This window comes from Dyadobacter sp. CY326 (genome assembly GCF_021390515.1).
GTDB lineage: Bacteria > Bacteroidota > Bacteroidia > Cytophagales > Spirosomataceae > Dyadobacter.
Map to the genome: position 1 here is coordinate 1 of NZ_JAJUXI010000004.1, position 16,473 is coordinate 16,473.

15 protein-coding genes and 1 pseudogene are annotated in these 16,473 nt (G+C 43.9%); 11 read left to right on the forward strand and 5 right to left on the reverse strand.

The window, feature by feature from the left end; translation table 11 throughout:
• Nucleotides 1-97 precede the first annotated feature (97 nt).
• Nucleotides 98-487: pseudogene (locus LZG73_RS08375) on the reverse strand (adenosylhomocysteinase); the annotation flags it as partial.
• Between the two features lie 455 nt (nucleotides 488-942).
• Here LZG73_RS08375 and LZG73_RS08380 point away from each other — a divergent pair.
• Together LZG73_RS08380 and LZG73_RS08385 are read left to right on the forward strand one after the other, a co-directional pair.
• Nucleotides 943-1,431, forward strand: coding sequence for a hypothetical protein (locus LZG73_RS08380; RefSeq protein WP_233847566.1), 489 nt, complete (start codon nucleotides 943-945; stop codon nucleotides 1,429-1,431).
• Between the two features lie 174 nt (nucleotides 1,432-1,605).
• On the forward strand, nucleotides 1,606-2,505 hold the full coding sequence (locus tag LZG73_RS08385) for an alpha/beta hydrolase (RefSeq protein ID WP_233847568.1): 900 nt from the start codon (nucleotides 1,606-1,608) through the stop codon (nucleotides 2,503-2,505).
• Between the two features lie 124 nt (nucleotides 2,506-2,629).
• Here the strand turns inward: LZG73_RS08385 and ahcY are convergent, their stop codons facing one another.
• Nucleotides 2,630-3,946 carry an adenosylhomocysteinase gene (ahcY, locus tag LZG73_RS08390; RefSeq protein WP_233847570.1) on the reverse strand — a complete coding sequence of 439 codons (1,317 nt, stop codon included), beginning with the start codon at nucleotides 3,944-3,946 and terminating at the stop codon, nucleotides 2,630-2,632.
• Between the two features lie 298 nt (nucleotides 3,947-4,244).
• On the opposite strand from ahcY, the gene LZG73_RS08395 reads away from it, so the two are divergent.
• From LZG73_RS08395 to LZG73_RS08425, 7 genes are all read left to right on the forward strand, one after another.
• On the forward strand, nucleotides 4,245-5,348 hold the full coding sequence (locus tag LZG73_RS08395; RefSeq protein WP_233847573.1) for a sensor histidine kinase: 1,104 nt from the start codon (nucleotides 4,245-4,247) through the stop codon (nucleotides 5,346-5,348).
• Complete coding sequence (locus tag LZG73_RS08400; protein ID WP_233847581.1) at nucleotides 5,345-6,067, forward strand: LytTR family DNA-binding domain-containing protein; 723 nt, start codon at nucleotides 5,345-5,347, stop codon at nucleotides 6,065-6,067. Before LZG73_RS08395 ends, LZG73_RS08400 begins: the two co-directional genes overlap by 4 nt.
• Nucleotides 6,068-6,218: 151 nt before the next feature.
• Nucleotides 6,219-7,424, forward strand: a complete 1,206-nt coding sequence (locus tag LZG73_RS08405) for a right-handed parallel beta-helix repeat-containing protein (RefSeq protein WP_233847583.1) — start codon at nucleotides 6,219-6,221, stop codon at nucleotides 7,422-7,424.
• A 50-nt stretch (nucleotides 7,425-7,474) separates the two neighbouring features.
• The gene (locus tag LZG73_RS08410) at nucleotides 7,475-7,786 is read left to right on the forward strand and encodes a hypothetical protein (protein ID WP_233847589.1); all 312 of its coding nucleotides are present in this window, start codon (nucleotides 7,475-7,477) and stop codon (nucleotides 7,784-7,786) included.
• Nucleotides 7,773-8,252 (forward strand): hypothetical protein, encoded by a 480-nt coding sequence (locus LZG73_RS08415; RefSeq protein ID WP_233847590.1) that lies wholly within the window; start codon nucleotides 7,773-7,775, stop codon nucleotides 8,250-8,252. The genes LZG73_RS08410 and LZG73_RS08415 overlap by 14 nt, the downstream gene beginning before the upstream one ends.
• 66 nt (nucleotides 8,253-8,318) lie before the next feature.
• Nucleotides 8,319-9,152 carry a hypothetical protein gene (locus LZG73_RS08420; RefSeq protein WP_233847592.1) on the forward strand — a complete coding sequence of 278 codons (834 nt, stop codon included), beginning with the start codon at nucleotides 8,319-8,321 and terminating at the stop codon, nucleotides 9,150-9,152.
• The gene (locus tag LZG73_RS08425; RefSeq protein ID WP_233847594.1) at nucleotides 9,149-9,907 is read left to right on the forward strand and encodes a carboxypeptidase-like regulatory domain-containing protein; all 759 of its coding nucleotides are present in this window, start codon (nucleotides 9,149-9,151) and stop codon (nucleotides 9,905-9,907) included. Before LZG73_RS08420 ends, LZG73_RS08425 begins: the two co-directional genes overlap by 4 nt.
• A gap of 111 nt (nucleotides 9,908-10,018) precedes the next feature.
• Here LZG73_RS08425 and LZG73_RS08430 read toward each other — a convergent pair whose 3' ends face one another.
• The 3 genes from LZG73_RS08430 to murF all read right to left on the reverse strand — a co-directional run bounded on the left by LZG73_RS08430 (nucleotide 10,019) and on the right by murF (nucleotide 12,696).
• Nucleotides 10,019-10,609, reverse strand: a complete 591-nt coding sequence (locus tag LZG73_RS08430; RefSeq protein WP_233847596.1) for a carboxymuconolactone decarboxylase family protein — start codon at nucleotides 10,607-10,609, stop codon at nucleotides 10,019-10,021.
• A 12-nt stretch (nucleotides 10,610-10,621) separates the two neighbouring features.
• Nucleotides 10,622-11,173 (reverse strand): peroxiredoxin, encoded by a 552-nt coding sequence (locus tag LZG73_RS08435; RefSeq protein ID WP_233847599.1) that lies wholly within the window; start codon nucleotides 11,171-11,173, stop codon nucleotides 10,622-10,624.
• A gap of 218 nt (nucleotides 11,174-11,391) precedes the next feature.
• Nucleotides 11,392-12,696, reverse strand: a complete 1,305-nt coding sequence (gene murF, locus LZG73_RS08440) for a UDP-N-acetylmuramoyl-tripeptide--D-alanyl-D-alanine ligase (RefSeq protein WP_233847604.1) — start codon at nucleotides 12,694-12,696, stop codon at nucleotides 11,392-11,394.
• Between the two features lie 128 nt (nucleotides 12,697-12,824).
• Between murF and LZG73_RS08445 the strand changes: the two genes are divergently transcribed.
• Both LZG73_RS08445 and rhaT read left to right on the forward strand, forming a co-directional pair.
• A complete protein-coding gene (locus LZG73_RS08445; RefSeq protein ID WP_233847606.1) occupies nucleotides 12,825-15,074 on the forward strand; it encodes a T9SS type A sorting domain-containing protein in 2,250 nt (749 codons plus the stop codon).
• Nucleotides 15,075-15,124: 50 nt separating this feature from the next.
• Nucleotides 15,125-16,207: an L-rhamnose/proton symporter RhaT gene (gene rhaT, locus LZG73_RS08450; RefSeq protein ID WP_233847607.1), complete on the forward strand. Its 1,083-nt coding sequence runs from the start codon at nucleotides 15,125-15,127 to the stop codon at nucleotides 16,205-16,207.
• Nucleotides 16,208-16,473 lie beyond the last annotated feature (266 nt).

The following is a 16,473-nucleotide window of genomic DNA, read 5'->3' on the forward strand; positions in this document are numbered from 1 at the left end:
GAGTAGTCTTTTTGTGTCCGCTTAACATACTTAGTTTCTAGATTCTCTCGCATAGCTATACAGTTTGTGTATCGCTATTTCAGGACGGGACAAAAAATCAATAACGATAAGTCTCCGACTTAAACGGCCCCTCAGTGCTAACACCAATGTAAGCTGCTTGCTCGGCCGACAGCGTTTCCAACTTCGCGCCTACGTGGGCTAGGTGGAAGGCTGCTACTTTTTCGTCCAATGCTTTTGGAAGCACATATACTTTCTTATCGTATGCAGCAGTGTTTGTCCAAAGTTCAATCTGTGCAAGCGTCTGGTTAGAGAACGAGCATGACATTACGAATGATGGGTGGCCCATTGCGCATCCAAAGTTTACCAAACGGCCTTCTGCAAGAACGATAACGTCTTTGCCGGCAACTGAATAAATGTCAACCTGTGGTTTGATCTGCACTTTTGAATCGCCGTAAGTTGAGTTCAACCAAGCCATGTCGATTTCGTTTTAAAGGGTTATCTCAACCAACAAGAAAGGGTTTTTACAGACAGGACAGTGAGCTTGATAAAAATTATACAGTCTTAAAAATTTCCTTTGGATAATTCTAACTAGCCAGAGGCTCAACAAATTCGTTTCTAAATCAAAATTGTGATTATTTAAATTTTGGGCTAATATAGAGATTATGATTTATGCAGCTTTACGAATGATTGTTATAACAGAACATTCTAGCGGGGGATGTGTTCGCAACATTAAACTTGGAATATTCAGATTAAATTATTATGAACCAACGGCACATATAACTTACCATATTTAATGACTACACAAGAAATATTTGTAAAACTTCAATCAACGAAATCCATTGATCGAAGACGCGCCGCTAAAGAAATAGGTATCTCAAAACGGACTGATGTGGCAACGGACTTGTACAAAGCATACTTAAAGGAGCGAAACGATAGGAGGACTTGGGAGACGCAGGTAGCAATGATTTGGCGATAGGAATAGTCGAACATAAAGACGCTTTACGAGTAATCGAACAAATTATAATAGAAAATAATCCTTATTGCATGATAACTTCTGCAGCTGCACAAACATACGTTAGGCTGCGAAGGAAATGTATTAATGATGCTTTACCAGTTTTGGAGCTTTTGGAATTCGGCGGACTTTCAACGGTTCGCGGATGCTTAAACCCTCTTGGTTACGACAGAATGTTACCACATAATGAACAGATAGAATTACTTATCAATAAAGCATGGGATTTACACAAACATAAAGACCGGCTGGGGTACGAAAGAGGGTATTGCGATCCGCGATATGGTTTGGCAGCTGGTTGTGCTGGTTGGGATAGCCTACTCACAAAGGATTTTTTAAATCATTGTCTTATAACAGGCGACGTACCTTTGAAGTATGTTTCCCAGCACGCAATCAATGGCAAATATTGCAAACTACGATAGCTCGAGTCGTAACCACAGATTTTCCTTCATATTAGGACTGCTAGCACTCCAACTTCCCAATATCATACCATCAAGATTATTACTCATCAGCTGGCAATCAAAAACGTGGATTTAAAAAAAAGACAGAAGGTATACAAATGGATTCTGTGGATATCGTTGGGTATGTTCGTCCTTATGAATATTGTCGCATATTTTCATGCTTATAAGTTCACCCATTTTCAAGATAATTACCTTATAAAAACCGAGATTCCCGAAAAATTGTCGCCGTTTGACAAACTCAGAGTGCTATTTTTTGGTGTCGACAATCCAAGACCGTCTAATACGTCACAACCAAGAATGCCTTTTGAAAGCCTAAAACTTCGGAGCAACAAAGAAATTGAATGTTGGTATGTGCACAGAAACAGCTCGACAGAAAAGAGTAGCTCCAGGGGTACAGTTATTATTTTTCATGGATATGCAGGAGAAAAGTCTTCTATGCTTGATAGGTCTGAAGAATTTGCAAAACTGGGATTCAACACTTTCCTAGTTGATTTTATGGGAAGTGGAGGTTCAGAAGGAAATCAAACTACACTGGGATTTACCGAAGCAGAAGAGGTTAAGACTGCATATGACTATGTGTTAAAACGGGGAGAGAAAAGTATATACTTATTTGGAACTTCGATGGGTGCGGTGGCGATTTTAAAAGCATTAAGCGACTACAATATAGAACCAAGAGGGATTATTCTTGAATGTCCTTTTGGTTCAATGTATCAAACAACTTGTGCTAGATTTAAAAGCATGAATCTTCCAACCTTTCCAATGGCAGGACTTCTAGTGTTTTGGGGGGGTGTGCAAAATGGATTTTGGGCGTTAAAGCATAATCCTCTTACATATGCAACAAAAGTGATGTGTCCAACACTGCTACTATATGGAGAGCAGGATAGAAATGTTAGTCAACAAGAGATTAATGATATCTATAAAAATTTGAAAGGAGAAAAAACACTCAGGACTTACAAATTAGCGGGTCACGAAAACTATTTGCTCAAATATAAGCAGGAATGGACTGATGATATTTCGGAGTTTTTGAACAAATAGGTACTGCTCGATTACAATCACAAAAAAGACTTTCCAAGTTTCCGAAACTTGGGAAGTCTATCCTGAGCGGCAAAAAAAGCGTCCCGGTTCTCAGAACCGGGACGCAATAATTATCAACCCAAAATCAATAACGATAAGTCTCTGACTTAAATGGCCCCTCAGTAGAAACACCGATGTAAGCCGCTTGCTCGTCTGACAGCGTTTCCAATTTTGCGCCTACGTGGGCTAGGTGGAATGCTGCTACTTTTTCGTCCAATGCTTTTGGAAGCACGTATACTTTTTTATCGTATGCCGCAGTGTTTGTCCAAAGTTCGATCTGTGCAAGCGTCTGGTTAGAGAACGAGCATGACATTACGAATGATGGGTGGCCCATTGCGCATCCAAGGTTTACCAAACGGCCTTCTGCAAGAACGATAACGTCTTTGCCGGCAACTGAATAAATGTCAACCTGTGGTTTGATCTGCACTTTTGAATCGCCGTATGTTGAGTTCAACCAAGCCATGTCGATTTCGTTATCGAAGTGACCGATGTTACAAACAACCGCTTTGTCACGCATTGCCAGGAAGTGACGATCTGTGATGATTTTGTAGTTTCCTGTTGCGGTTACAAAAATGTTCGCACGCGTTGCAGCTTCGTCCATTGTTACAACTTCAAAACCGTCCATAGCAGCTTGAAGCGCACAAATTGGATCAATTTCAGTAACCAATACACGGCATCCTGCGCCACGAAGCGATTCTGCTGAACCTTTACCTACATCACCGTAACCAGCCACAACAGCTACTTTACCAGCAAGCATTAAGTCAGTCGCGCGGCGGATCGAATCCACAAGTGATTCGCGGCAGCCATATTTGTTATCAAATTTCGATTTCGTAACCGAATCATTTACATTGATTGCAGGCAAATGAAGCGTTCCGTTTTTCAAACGGTCATACAAACGAAGCACACCTGTTGTCGTTTCTTCCGAAAGTCCTTTGATGCCTTCAATCAGCTCAGGATATTCGTCAAAAACCATATTAGTAAGGTCACCGCCGTCATCAAGGATCATGTTCAATGGCTTACGGTCTTCACCGAAGAACAATGTTTGTTCAATACACCAGTTGAATTCCTCTTCGTTCATGCCTTTCCAAGCGTAAACCGGAATGCCCGCCGCTGCGATTGCCGCTGCTGCGTGGTCTTGCGTTGAGAAAATGTTACATGAAGACCAAGTAACCTCAGCACCTAATGCTGTAAGCGTTTCGATCAAAACCGCAGTCTGGATCGTCATGTGCAAGCAACCGGCAACACGTGCACCCGCAAGAGGCTGTGATGGACCGTATTCAGCGCGAATTGCCATTAAACCTGGCATTTCAGCTTCTGCAAGCGTAATTTCTTTACGGCCCCATTCGGCCAAATTAATGTCTTTTACCTTGTAAGGAATGTACGTTACTGTTGACGTCGCCATTATTTTACAGTTTAGTTATTATCTTTATTTTAACACAAAACTAAGTAGAAAAACCACGAAGGGGAAGAAAAATAGATACAAATTGTGATTTTGTGCTTCAATTTGGATGTTTTATCTGATTGGCGCAACGAATTGGGACTTTGTCAGTTAGCCGCATGAATATTGGCTGCCCTGGCAGATATTTTGTCTTAATGATCCATGAAAGTTGGTTAGCATGCTGTTCGTCGACACCAGGGAGGTCTTTGTCGACAAAGCTCTTATGCTCTGAAATTCGGCGCCGATTTGGCTATATTTGCTTATGCGCCCAAACGTTTACCCCGATCAACAGGCCCGGTTAAGGATTTTACAGCATGCCGCATTTTGGACCGCCGTCCTGATCATCCTAACTGTGATCTACGGAGCCGGAATGCCCGATTATTGGATTGCGATTGGGGTTGTTGCCTTGTTTTTGCCTATACACATTGCTTATTTTTATTCGATCGGATACATAATTATCCCTAAATTTTTCCATAAAAAAACCCGCATCGAATTTTTCACCCTGCTCTTTGCCGCAGTTGTGCTCTCGACGCTGGCTTTCAGATTGGTGGAAATATTTATTGCCGATCCGATCATTTATAACGCAGTAAAAAAGACAGATCCGACTTTTGTCTGGAAGAAAATGGACGGAAGTTTTTGGGACCAGCTGACAAAGCCCGTTTACCTGATCAGCGCCTTTGAGCAGACCAATATTTTTGTTTGGATAGCCTTATCGGTTAAATTTTTTAAAATGTGGTTCGAAAGAAGGCAGGCTGCTATGGAGGCTGAGCTCAATTTTCTGAAAGGGCAGCTCCACCCGCATTTCCTGTTTAATACACTCAATAATCTTTATGCATTGACATTGAATCAATCGCCGCAGTCGCCCTCTGTCGTGATGGGTTTGTCGGAAATATTGCGTTATATGCTTTACGAAGCCAACACAGATGTCGTTGGTCTTGAACGCGATATCAAAATTGTGGAGAGTTACATTGAGCTGGAAAAAATCCGTTACGGAGCGCGTCTCGACATTAATTTTAGTATCAATGGCCTTTCCCCTGAATTCAAAATCGCCCCGCTGCTCATCCTTCCATTAGTCGAAAATGCCTTTAAGCACGGTGCAAGTGAACAGGTCGGACAAGCGTGGATTAACATTGATCTTCGGATAAAAAACAAATATCTCAAATTCAAAATATCAAACAGCAGGCCCGAGCAAGATGCATTGAAAGACCCTAAAAGTCATCACGTTAGTATTGGTCTGGCCAATGTCAGGAAGCGGTTGGAAATATTGTATCCCTCGGCGCACCAGTTGAAAATCCTGGAAGAAGACGAAATGTTTGCCGTAATCCTGGAATTGGAATTGGATAAAAAAATTGAAATAGCCGCATGAAAATAAAAGCGATCCTGGTCGATGACGAACCGCATGCCATTGAAGTGCTGGACAATTATCTCCGTAATTTTAGTGAAATCGAGATCATTGCGCGCTGCCAGGATGCAATTCAGGCTTTTCAGGTTTTGCAGCAGCAAAAAGTCGATCTCATGTTTCTGGATGTGAAAATGCCCGGTTTGAAAGGGACAGATTTGCTCAGAAGTCTGAAAACACCTCCGAAAGTCGTTTTTACAACGGCTTATCAGGATTATGCAGTCGAAGGGTTTGACTTGAATGCAGTAGATTATTTGCTAAAACCAATTCCATTCGAGCGCTTTTTGAGGGCGATGGACAAAGTTTTTACGGGCCTTAATGTAACAAATCAAACCGTCTCCATTGCGCAAAAGGCTCCTGTGAGCAACCAAGATGTTTTTCTTTATCTCAAAGTAGACCGGAAAATGGTGAAGGTCAATGTGAATGACATTTTCTGGATCGAAAGTCTGCGCGATTATATTAAGGTTGTCTTGAAAGACAAAGCTTTGATCTCGAAACAAAAAATAAGCTTGCTGGAAGAGCTTCTGCCCGAAGATAGCTTCATCCGCGTGCACCGGTCGTTCATTGTGTCGGTGGACAAAGTGGAAAGTTATCATGTACACAAAATTGAAATTGCAGGCAAAGAACTTCCGATTGGCCGCAACTTCCGCAACGACTGTCAGCGACGCTTCAAGCTGACGTTTTGATTTAACGCTCGAAAATAATGTCTCCTGACGCCTTTCGTCGATAAAAGCTGCTGTTAATCGACAGTAATTTCTCACGTCGCTATTTCGGATTACAATTGCACCGCCATTTAGCAGGTGGCGAAATTCAGTGTCCAGTTAATTAAAAATAGCCATGTTAAAAAGTAAAAGAATTCTGCTTGCCCTCTTCTCACTTGCCCTTTTCGTTACAAGCTGCAAGGAGGATGAGGAAGTAAAGCCAGACGAAATTCCGGTAATTCAGCCCATCGTTCTGGACGCCAACATTGGCGCCAAAACCACATTGGAAGACCGCATTGCCAATCCTGACTTGCCCGATTACATTGCCAATGCCAGTGTTACAGTGAATGCCGAGCTTACATTAAAACCAGGCGTGGTCATTGCTTTTGCAAGAGATGCCAGGCTGGAAGTCAATGACAATGGTGGAATTTTGCTTGCAAAAGGTGATTCTGCAAAACTCATTCGCCTGATAGGAAAGGAACCAACGAAAGGATTCTGGGCCGGCGTGGTTTTTCGCTCGTCCAGCAGCGCCAATGCACTGGAATATGTGCAAGTGCTGCACGCAGGAAGCAAAGCACTGTTTAGCGGAAAAAAAGCCGGAATGGCCATTACAGGATCATCGAAGGCAGAATTGTCAATCAAAAATTGCCTTTTTGAGAAAAACGATGGTTATGGTTTGTGGATTGAAAAAGGCGTTATGCTGTCATCTTTCGCAAAAAATACATTCAAAGACAACACGGAAGCGGGAATTTTGCTTGATGCTGATAATGTAGCCAAACTGGATGCGAATTCGTCTTTTGCCAATGGAAACGGACGCAATGTGGTGGAAATCTTCGCTTCCCAGCTTTCTAAAAACGTAACCACGGAAGTGGTTTGGCAAGGATTCAAAGACAAAACACCTTACCGCGTGCTGGAAAGCCTGACCGTGGATGCAAACTGGAAAATCAGTCCGGGTGTAATCATTGAAATGTCTGCCGGCGCAAGACTGTCAATTGACGAAGGCTATATCAATGCAATCGGGACACAAGCATCCAAAATCGTGATCCGCGGTGCTGAAAACAAACCGGCTTATTGGCGCGGTTTGATATGCTACACCACCAGCGCAATGAACGTTCTCGAACACGTCGAAATATCAGGCGGCGGAAGCACGGCATTGGTTTCCGGCAAAAAGGTGAACATCGCGGTTTACGGAAGTCAGGCCAGAATGCAGATCAAAAATTCCAAAATTTCAGGCAGCGGCGGATACGGGATTTTTGTCAACTATCAAGCAAGTGTGAATGAGGACATTGAAACAGTGAACACATTCACAGACAATGCCGAGGGCAAGCTGCTTAAAGAATAACGGCGAACCCCATCCCTTTGAAAATTAGCCATAAAAAATAAATGATGAAGATGAATAGTTTAGTGCTCGCGGCCATGATTTTGGCCGCAAGCATACCATATGACATGCAAGGGGATAAGCGCTCCTCGCGCCAGCCATTTCCCGAAACCGGCTTTTGGGTCACACAGAACGAACCCGGCAAAAAAGGCACGATCGTGCATTATTACGCAAACAGCAATCAGCTCGTTTCCTCCATTTCAGAGTCTGACAATCTGGACATTAAGCGACTTTCGGTTAAAAAATATTTGAACAAAAAGCTCGTGGCTGAGCTTGCCAAAGACTCGACTGCAAACCCAAGAACCAAGCTTTATGAAATCAATTGACATTATTTCCCTCGTCCGGATCACTGGGATTTTGCTATACTTTTTCATTGCAGCCCAAGGCGCATTTTACCATTTCGGTTTCGGAAAAGCATTGTACAACATTCCATCAGATGATTTTATTGAATTGCGCAAAGCAGTTGATCCAATTGTTCGCGGCAGGTTTAAAGTCCTTTATTTTTCTGCATTAGCCATCATGTTCCTTTGGGTGGTTTTGACAGACAAGACGAACGGCTTTCTGGCTTACGCTCCCGTGCTGGTCGCCTTCCTGCTGCTGGTCGCTGACATGGTGCTGATTTTGAAATTCAGCGAGCCGGTTAACGAGCTAATTAACAGTGATTTGCTCAACACAGAAACCGGTTATCAGAATGCGAGAAACGAGTGGCTTACATTCATTTTCCTGCGCGGTTACCTCTCAATTTCAGGATTTCTGCTGCTGATGATTCATCTGGTTTTGAAAGTTCGCTGACAGCATTTCCTATGTAAAATCAAACGTATATCAAGTTCCGTTTTAGTTTAATCCAATACAAAAGCCATGTTAAATAAAAATCAATCTTACGCTATTTTTGCCCGCCACACTCGGCAAACATTGTTCGCGCTGGCCATTGCAGCCGTTTCATTTGCCTCCTGCAAAGATGATGACAATCCAAAACCGGACGGTGGAAAACCTGCCAACGAAGACAAAGGTCTACTGCCGGAAAAAGATCAGCTTTACAGCTATAAGATCACTGACAGCGAAGGATCTGAAAGCAGTTCCGAAATGAAGGTGATCAATGTAAAAGATTCCTCAGGCATCGCCGTTTACAACATTGAAAACCTGATTCAGGAAGGTGACGACAAGGTAAAAACCAACAACCGGGCATTCGTTAAAGACGGCCTGACAACTTATGAATTGTCTTATCCAGAAGGCCTGAATTCAATCACAACTTATGTCCGCACATTTGCGGTAATTGAAGATTACAGCCTGACCGGGTTTCCGCAGCGGCAGATTTTTGAACATAAAGGCACAGTCGACAGCAAACTTACATTCAGCAAAGAGCCGGTTCGCATGAAGTTGGGCCTGCTGATCCCGATAGGAGAAGATGACAACATTGAAGCGAATCTGGAATGTAAGGTGACTTACCACGACGGAGAAGTGACAAAGCAGGAAAAAATCACCACGCCAGCAGGAACATTCAATTGCAGCAAATGGGTGTACGATTACGAACTATACACAAAACTGACTGGCAAAGACATTCCTGACGAAGTAAGCGAGGTGGTTTACACCGTCGAGCTGTGGACAGCTCCGGGCGTCGGCATTGTGAAGACGATCGAAGCTTCCGGCAAGGATATAACGACCACCGAATTGCAAAAAATCACAAAGCAATGAAAGGCTTATCATTATTGCTTCAATCAATTTTTATCCTGTTCATCGCGCTTGCCTGCACGGAAACAGACGGGCCGGAGCCAGACGAAACGGCTGCTGTCGACGGATATGCCACAGGAAAAGTTACCAACACGGACGGCTCACCGCTCGCCGGTGTGAAGATTGTGATTGACAACACGATGATCCATGCTTCGTATTCGCTCGGGAATTCAGACGAGAAGGGCAATTACAAAATCCAGTTGCCAAAAGTCGGGACATTCATGGCCTCGGCGCACATTACCAAGCAGTATAATGGCAAAGAATACGAGTTCGACCTGCATCCGGATGTGTACGAAGCATTCAGCATTGACGGCGCGGTCAGGAACTTCCAATGGAAATTGACGGGCAAGCGTCCGGTTGAAGCACAGGGTTACTATGGCGTTACAATTGAGGTTAATAAAGCCATTCTGAGCGGCATTTACGATTCCGAAAACATTGAGTTTACACTCGTTCCTGTCGGAAATCTGATTGATGGATCAAAAGGGAAAACGCTCAAAATGAAGCATGGGCAACCTTTTACCAATGATTATGGCAAGCTGGTTGACATTCCGCTGGGGCGTTATAAAATGACTGCTTACTATAAAGGCGAAGCAGGAGAGGGGCCTTTGAAACTGAGAAAGCACTTTTCGGAAGATGCGTATGAAGACGAAATAATAATCGATTTCGAGCCATCGACGATGTGGGGCAACAACATTGCTTTCATCAGTTATACAGAATAAATAAGACTTTCCAGGGTCTAATCTGGAAAGTCGGAGAAAATACGGAGTAAAGAGTAGGTAGTTCAAACTTGCCAGATCGTGAGGCGATGCCCCGGCCTGGCAAGTTTTATTTTATACCAAAACAGTGAAGCTTTTGAAAATCGCGCCAACCCTTACCGCGTCGAATATCCGCGCCGGGGTTCCACCGTGGTTCAGCACAGACTGCTCGTGTGAAGTGACGCACATTTCGCAACCATTCAATGCTGAAACTACTAGGCTCAGCAATTCAAAAAACTCTTTTCCCAAAACAGGATTCACCATAATGCTCATTTTGATTCCGGCAGGAGCATTGTCATAAAATTCCTTGTGCATGAAGTGCCTGAAGCGATAGAACACGTTATTGGCATTCATTAAGGAAACGCAAGCTGTAACTTCCGCAATCTCCTTTTCATCGGCGCCTTCATTGGCTGCCAGTTCTTCAAGCGCAGTGATAAGCGCTGAATTTTTCTCATTAATCGCCACCGAAAGCGCAATTAAAAGCGCCTCTTTGCGATTCAATGTCTGCGATTTCAGCACGTTACCAATGTTGATTTTCAAATCTTTGAGGTAACGGTGATCAAGTGCCGCCAATTTGTTAATCAGCACACTTTCAAATTCCGCAGGCAAGTTTACTTCCTTATATAGGGAATCTTTTGTGTTCCCGGTTGCTGCAAATGGATACATTTTCAGATCAGATTAAGCAAGTGTAGCTTCTCCTTTAACCCAGTTGCAAGGGCAAAGTTCGTCCGTTTGCAAAGCATCCAAAACACGGATCACTTCATCAACATTCCGTCCAACAGAAAGGTCATTTACACTAACCCAACGAATAATTCCTTGTGGGTCAACAATGTAAGTTACGCGGTAAGCGATTTTTTCGTTTGCTTCAAGAATCCCAAGTTCTTCGGCAAGTGACTTCGATGTGTCAGCAAGCATTGGGAATTGCAAGTCGCGAAGATCGTCGTGGTTTTTTCTCCAAGCAAGGTGAACAAACTCGCTGTCCGTAGACGCACCGATCAGCATCGTGTCGCGGTCAGCGAAGTCTTCAACGTGCTTTCCAAATTCAGCAATTTCAGTAGGACAAACGAATGTGAAATCCTTTGGCCACCAGAACATTACCATCCATTTCTCAGCATTCTTGTGATCCTCTGAGGTAATATCGTAGAATTCGTTTCCTTTTTCAAGAGAAACTACGGATGTTTTTTTGAACTGAGGGAATGTTGATCCCACAGAAAGGATTCTATTTGACATGATTGTTCGTTGGTTAGTAATTTGTACTTTTTTGTGTCACAAAACTACAATCACAACCTCGCCGAGACAATTTTTCACCTGGTACTATCTATGGAAAGTGTTGATCAAATCAAATGAATTTGATTTTATTTATAAGGAGTGCTTATTTATCGATTTTGTTAATAATGCCATAGATTTGACCAATATAATTATAGTAATAATTACTTAAATTCTAAACCTCATCCAGGCATCAAGTTCAACACGGTTTCGAGCGCCATTCCGCGTGAGCCCTTAATTAAAATGTATGTATTTTCTTGCGGGTTGTCCATAACCCAGTTGTGAAGAGAAAACTTGTCGGGGAAGTAATATGCTTTGGGAAGTGCCGGCAATGCGTGCTGCATCAAGCTGCCGGCCAAAATAACAATGTCAAACTTTTGTTCAGCAATTTGCTGTCCGAGCAGCAAATGCTCCTCAGCCGCCGCCTCGCCCAGCTCAAACATATCGCCCAGGATTACCATCTTTTTTGGCGCGTCAATTGTAGCAAAGTTGGCTATAGCAGCCGACATGGAGGACGGATTGGCGTTATAGGCATCCATAATCACCGTATTGCTTCCTTTTTTGACGATTTGTGAACGGTTGTTATCTGGCTTGTAAGTTGCCACCGCTTCGTTGGCATCTTCGTCTGCGATGTCGAAATATTTTGCAATGGCCAGCGCAGCGCACATGTTGTCGAAGTTATAACCGCCCGGCAGCTGCGTAGCGACCGTTTTTCCATTGTTTTGGTAAATTACAAAGGGACTTTCCTGTACTAAGGTCGGGTTTACCGGACTGTTTTCAGATCCGTAAAAAACAATTTCCCCAAAAGCGCGTCGCTTGCTGACCATATCCATGATCACATCGTGCCTGCTGTTCACAAAAACCGTCCCCTTCTTTTTGGAGAGGAAATCCAGAAGCTCTCCTTTCCCTTTGATAATGCCTTCGATTCCGCCGAAACCTTCCAAATGAGCCTTGCCAATGTTCGTGATCAAGCCGTGCGTAGGCATTGCAATTGTGCATAAAAGCGCAATTTCCTGCTGGTGATTCGCGCCCATTTCGACAACCGCCATTTCATGTTTTGTCGGGTCAATGGACAAGATCGTTAGCGGCACGCCAATGTGGTTATTCAGGTTTCCTTTGGTCGCATAAGTGTTGTATTTCATGGATAACACCTTTGCAATCAGCTCTTTTGTAGTCGTTTTGCCATTAGAACCGGTTAATGCGATAACGGGGAACGTGAATGTCTTGCGGTGATGTCTGGCCAAATCCTGCAATGCTTCCAGCACATTTTCAACCAATAAAAAGCGCTCATTCGCAACCACTTCCGCATCGTCCACGACGGCGAAGGCAGCGCCTTTTGACAAAGCTTCTGCCGCATATTGGTTCCCATCAAAATTGTCTCCTTTCAATGCGAAAAACAGACAGCCCGGACTAATTTTTCGTGTGTCAGTTGAGATGGCTGCTCCGTTCTGGAAGTGGTTATAAAGCGTTTCGTTTGAAGTATACATGAAAAGTGCAGTCGTTATAAAGTTATAAGCGCTTATTTCGTTAGGTTTAAAAGCCAGATGATAAGCCTTGCAGCGCCCGCGCGCGGCGCTGTTGGTAACCTGCAAAACTAATAGATTATTCCTCAACGATGCGAACGAAATTTACCTCCTTTTTTCTGCTGATCTGTTCCATAATCACTTTTTCAAAAGCATTTTCTCAAACGGCTTGGTTTAAAATTGACACATTAACGAAGGTAACTTCTAAAGGAGCGAAACTGACGAATCCGTGGGCAGGCGGGCTCAATGCATCCCAGTTTCTCAAAATGCACCTGAACAATGATGCAGACGAAGATTTGGTGGTTTACGATAGAACCAATAGCAAAATTACCACATTCCTGGCCGGACCCGATCCGCAGAATTCAGGCAAGAAAATCTTCATTCATGCGCCTTATTATGAATCACGTTTTCCCAAAGCAGACAACTGGATGATCCTCGCCGATTATGACGATGACGGAAATAAAGACCTTTTTACAAGCACTTCATTGGGAATCAGCGTTTACAGGCAGCTTAAAGCAGGGCAATCCTGGTCGTGGAAGTTGATGCAGGAAGTGATTTATACCAAAGGTTTTTCAGGAAATATCAATTTGCAGGTTTCTGGAACGGACATTCCAGGAATCGTTGATGTGGATGATGACGGAGATCTGGACCTGCTTCTGTTTGATTTTTCGGGAAATTATATTGAGCTGCATCAAAACCTGAGCATGGAGAATTTCGGTGTGCCAGACAGTCTGGGCAATTCTAAAAATCCCGTTTTTCAGCGCAATGGCGATTGCTGGGGCAATTTTCATAAAGGCACCAATGAGGGTTTTGAGTTTGGGTTGGATTGTGGTGTAACGGATAATGCGGGCGGTCGCGTAATGCATGCGGGGAATTCTATTTTATTGCAGGATTTGAATGGCGACGGCAAAAAGGATCTGTTGGTCGGTCACGTTAGCAATGCTCACATTTCTTTTTTAACCAATTCGGCAAGTGGTTTGATTGGGAATTTTACGGCTTACACAAACACTTTTCCTGCAGTTGATCCCGTGCTTTTGCACATTTTTCCCGCAGCATTCATGGAAGACGTGGATTTTGATGGTGTTAAAGATTTGCTGATCGCACCCAATGTGGCATCCAATGATGGCAATCTTACTGATTTCAAATCGTCCGGATGGCTTTACCATAATGCCGGAACGACGATCAAGCCTGATTTCAAGCTTACAAAAAAGAATTTCTTGCAAGATCAAATGCTGGATGTTGGTGAGAATGCCGCACCCACATTTTTCGACATTGACGGCGACGGCGATCTGGATATGCTGATTGGAACAGGTGGAATTGTGGGTGAAAGCGGATTTAAAGGCGGCTTTTGGCTTTTGAAAAATAATGGCACCAATGCAGCGCCTGACTTTGTGGTGGAATCTGAAAATTATCTCAACCTGGCTTCTGCTTTTTCGGTTTATAACATCAAACTGCAATGGGCGGATTTTAATGGCGACGGCACTATTGACCTTGGATTTGCAGCCACATCCACGACGACGTTAAAATTGGAATATCGCTACATTCCTAATAAGGCGCAACCCGGCGCGGCAGCACAATTAAATCTTGCCGAGGCAGTGACGATCGCTATGCCGACTGAATCTCAAACCGGCGATTCACCACATTTTTACGACGCGGACCAGGATGGCGACTTGGACTTGCTCGTGGGCAAAACGCAAGGCAACATTTACTATTATTCCAATTCTGGTAACAATAAACAGTTCACATTCAAGCTTGAATCGGATGCTTTTGCAGGAGTTGGGATCAGTTTTGAAGGTCGCTCACCGCAACTTGCCGTCGCCGACTTCGACCTTGACGGCCGCGCAGATCTGATCACGGCTGATCATACGGGCAACATTCGCGCTTTCCATAATGCGGATTGGGGCAAATGGACAGCGCGGGAAACATTGCTTGTGGAGCAGAATGGAAAAGCCGCAGCACCTTCGTTCGGGAATTATCTTGCTGTTGCGGCGGGTGATTACAATGGTGACAAAAAGCCGGACGTTGTCATTGGCAGCAATGCGGGCGGTTTGCGGTTGCTGACAAACATTTTGCCTGTGACCATTACTGGCAATGAGCCAGCGGCTGGGCCCATTATTAATGTTTATCCCAATCCGGCGGCAGCTTACCTGAAAATCCTTTCATCAAGAAACGGCTCATTTGATGTCGTCACCGCAGGCGGTAAATATTTTCTCAAAAATCAGGCAATCAAAGCCAGCATTGAAACGGAAATCTCCACGATTAACTGGCCAGCAGGACTTTATTTGATTGAATTTAAAACCGGTGAAAGCCGCATTGTGAAAAAAGTGATGGTCGTGGAGTAAGGGAGTAGATCGCAATCTAACCGTCTTTACAAGATAAAATCCATCATTTCATGCAAGCTCTTCTTGGTGTAATTTTCCATTTTATTGGCGGTTTTGCTTCCGGCAGTTTTTACATTCCTTACAAGCGCGTCAAAGGTTGGGCCTGGGAATCTTACTGGATCGTTGGCGGACTTTTTTCCTGGTTCATCGTGCCGCCACTTGCTGCATTCCTGACCATTCCCAATTACACCGACATCATTGCCAACACAGAAGGCGGCATTCTGTTCCTAACTTACGTTTTTGGTGTTTTATGGGGCATAGGTGGGTTAACTTACGGTTTGGGCGTGCGCTATCTTGGCGTCTCGCTCGGAAGCTCCATTATTCTCGGTCTTAGTTCGGTTTTGGGCGCGCTTATCCCTTCTATTTACTATCAATTCAATCCGAAAGCAGGCAAAGACACGATTTCTGATCTTTTTACAAACACCTGGGGCCAGACCGTTTTGCTTGGGCTGCTTGTATGCCTTATCGGGATTGTTATTTGCGGGAAAGCCGGTTCAATGAAGGACAATGAACGAAAAAAAAGCGGTTTTATCGAAGGTGATAATGTTGAGTTTAAACTTGGTTTAGGCTTGACCGTTTCCATTGTTTCAGGTGTGCTCAGCGCTTGTTTTGCATTTGGCATTGATGCCGGCAAGATCATGGCCGAGCAGGCAAACGCGATTTGGAAAGCGGCCAATCGGGGCGAAGGGGAGTTTTTATTTCAAAACAATGTGACTTATGTGGTCATTCTTTTGGGCGGGTTAACCACGAATTTTATCTGGTGCATGATCCTAAATGCGCGCAACAAAACTTTCGGTGATTATACCAATTCCAGCACACCGCTTTTGTCTAACTACATATTTTCTGCCCTCGCCGGGACTACCTGGTTTCTACAATTTTTCTTTTATGGAATGGGCGAAAGCAAGTTGGGAAACGGACCCAGTTCCTGGATCCTGCACATGGCATTTATCATTCTCGTCGCCAACTCCTGGGGTTTGATCTTAAAAGAATGGAATGCGGTCAGCCGCAAAACGATCATTACTATCTTATCCGGAATTGCGGTCATCATCCTTTCGGTGCTGATTGTTGGTTATGGTAATTATCTGCGGGAGTAGGGATTGGTTTGCTTTGCCTTGGCTATGTTTGTAATCTCCGGATTAAAATCCGGAGTTGATATATCGGCCATGCCTGACGGCATTTCTTCTGGCCAAAAGTGCCTTCGGCACGACTGATATCATTGCGCCAGGTTTCAACCTGGCGATAAGGTAGGATTATTCTATATTTCCCTAGCTTGTTTTGCATTGGCTGTTGTAATCTCCGGATTAAAATCCGGAGTTGATATATCGGCCATGCCTGACGGCATTTCTTCTGGCCAAAAGTG

Coding starts and splice junctions, on each gene's coding strand:
- LZG73_RS08430 (WP_233847596.1), bottom strand. CDS start 10,609: ATGTATCCATTTGCAGCAACCGGGAACACAAAAGATTCCCTATATAAG.
- LZG73_RS08425 (WP_233847594.1), top strand. CDS start 9,149: ATGAAAGGCTTATCATTATTGCTTCAATCAATTTTTATCCTGTTCATC.
- LZG73_RS08410 (WP_233847589.1), top strand. CDS start 7,475: ATGAATAGTTTAGTGCTCGCGGCCATGATTTTGGCCGCAAGCATACCA.
- LZG73_RS08415 (WP_233847590.1), top strand. CDS start 7,773: ATGAAATCAATTGACATTATTTCCCTCGTCCGGATCACTGGGATTTTG.
- LZG73_RS08400 (WP_233847581.1), top strand. CDS start 5,345: ATGAAAATAAAAGCGATCCTGGTCGATGACGAACCGCATGCCATTGAA.
- LZG73_RS08445 (WP_233847606.1), top strand. CDS start 12,825: ATGCGAACGAAATTTACCTCCTTTTTTCTGCTGATCTGTTCCATAATC.
- LZG73_RS08420 (WP_233847592.1), top strand. CDS start 8,319: ATGTTAAATAAAAATCAATCTTACGCTATTTTTGCCCGCCACACTCGG.
- murF (WP_233847604.1), bottom strand. CDS start 12,696: ATGTATACTTCAAACGAAACGCTTTATAACCACTTCCAGAACGGAGCA.
- LZG73_RS08435 (WP_233847599.1), bottom strand. CDS start 11,173: ATGTCAAATAGAATCCTTTCTGTGGGATCAACATTCCCTCAGTTCAAA.
- LZG73_RS08405 (WP_233847583.1), top strand. CDS start 6,219: ATGTTAAAAAGTAAAAGAATTCTGCTTGCCCTCTTCTCACTTGCCCTT.
- LZG73_RS08395 (WP_233847573.1), top strand. CDS start 4,245: ATGCGCCCAAACGTTTACCCCGATCAACAGGCCCGGTTAAGGATTTTA.
- rhaT (WP_233847607.1), top strand. CDS start 15,125: ATGCAAGCTCTTCTTGGTGTAATTTTCCATTTTATTGGCGGTTTTGCT.
- ahcY (WP_233847570.1), bottom strand. CDS start 3,946: ATGGCGACGTCAACAGTAACGTACATTCCTTACAAGGTAAAAGACATT.
- LZG73_RS08385 (WP_233847568.1), top strand. CDS start 1,606: ATGAATATTGTCGCATATTTTCATGCTTATAAGTTCACCCATTTTCAA.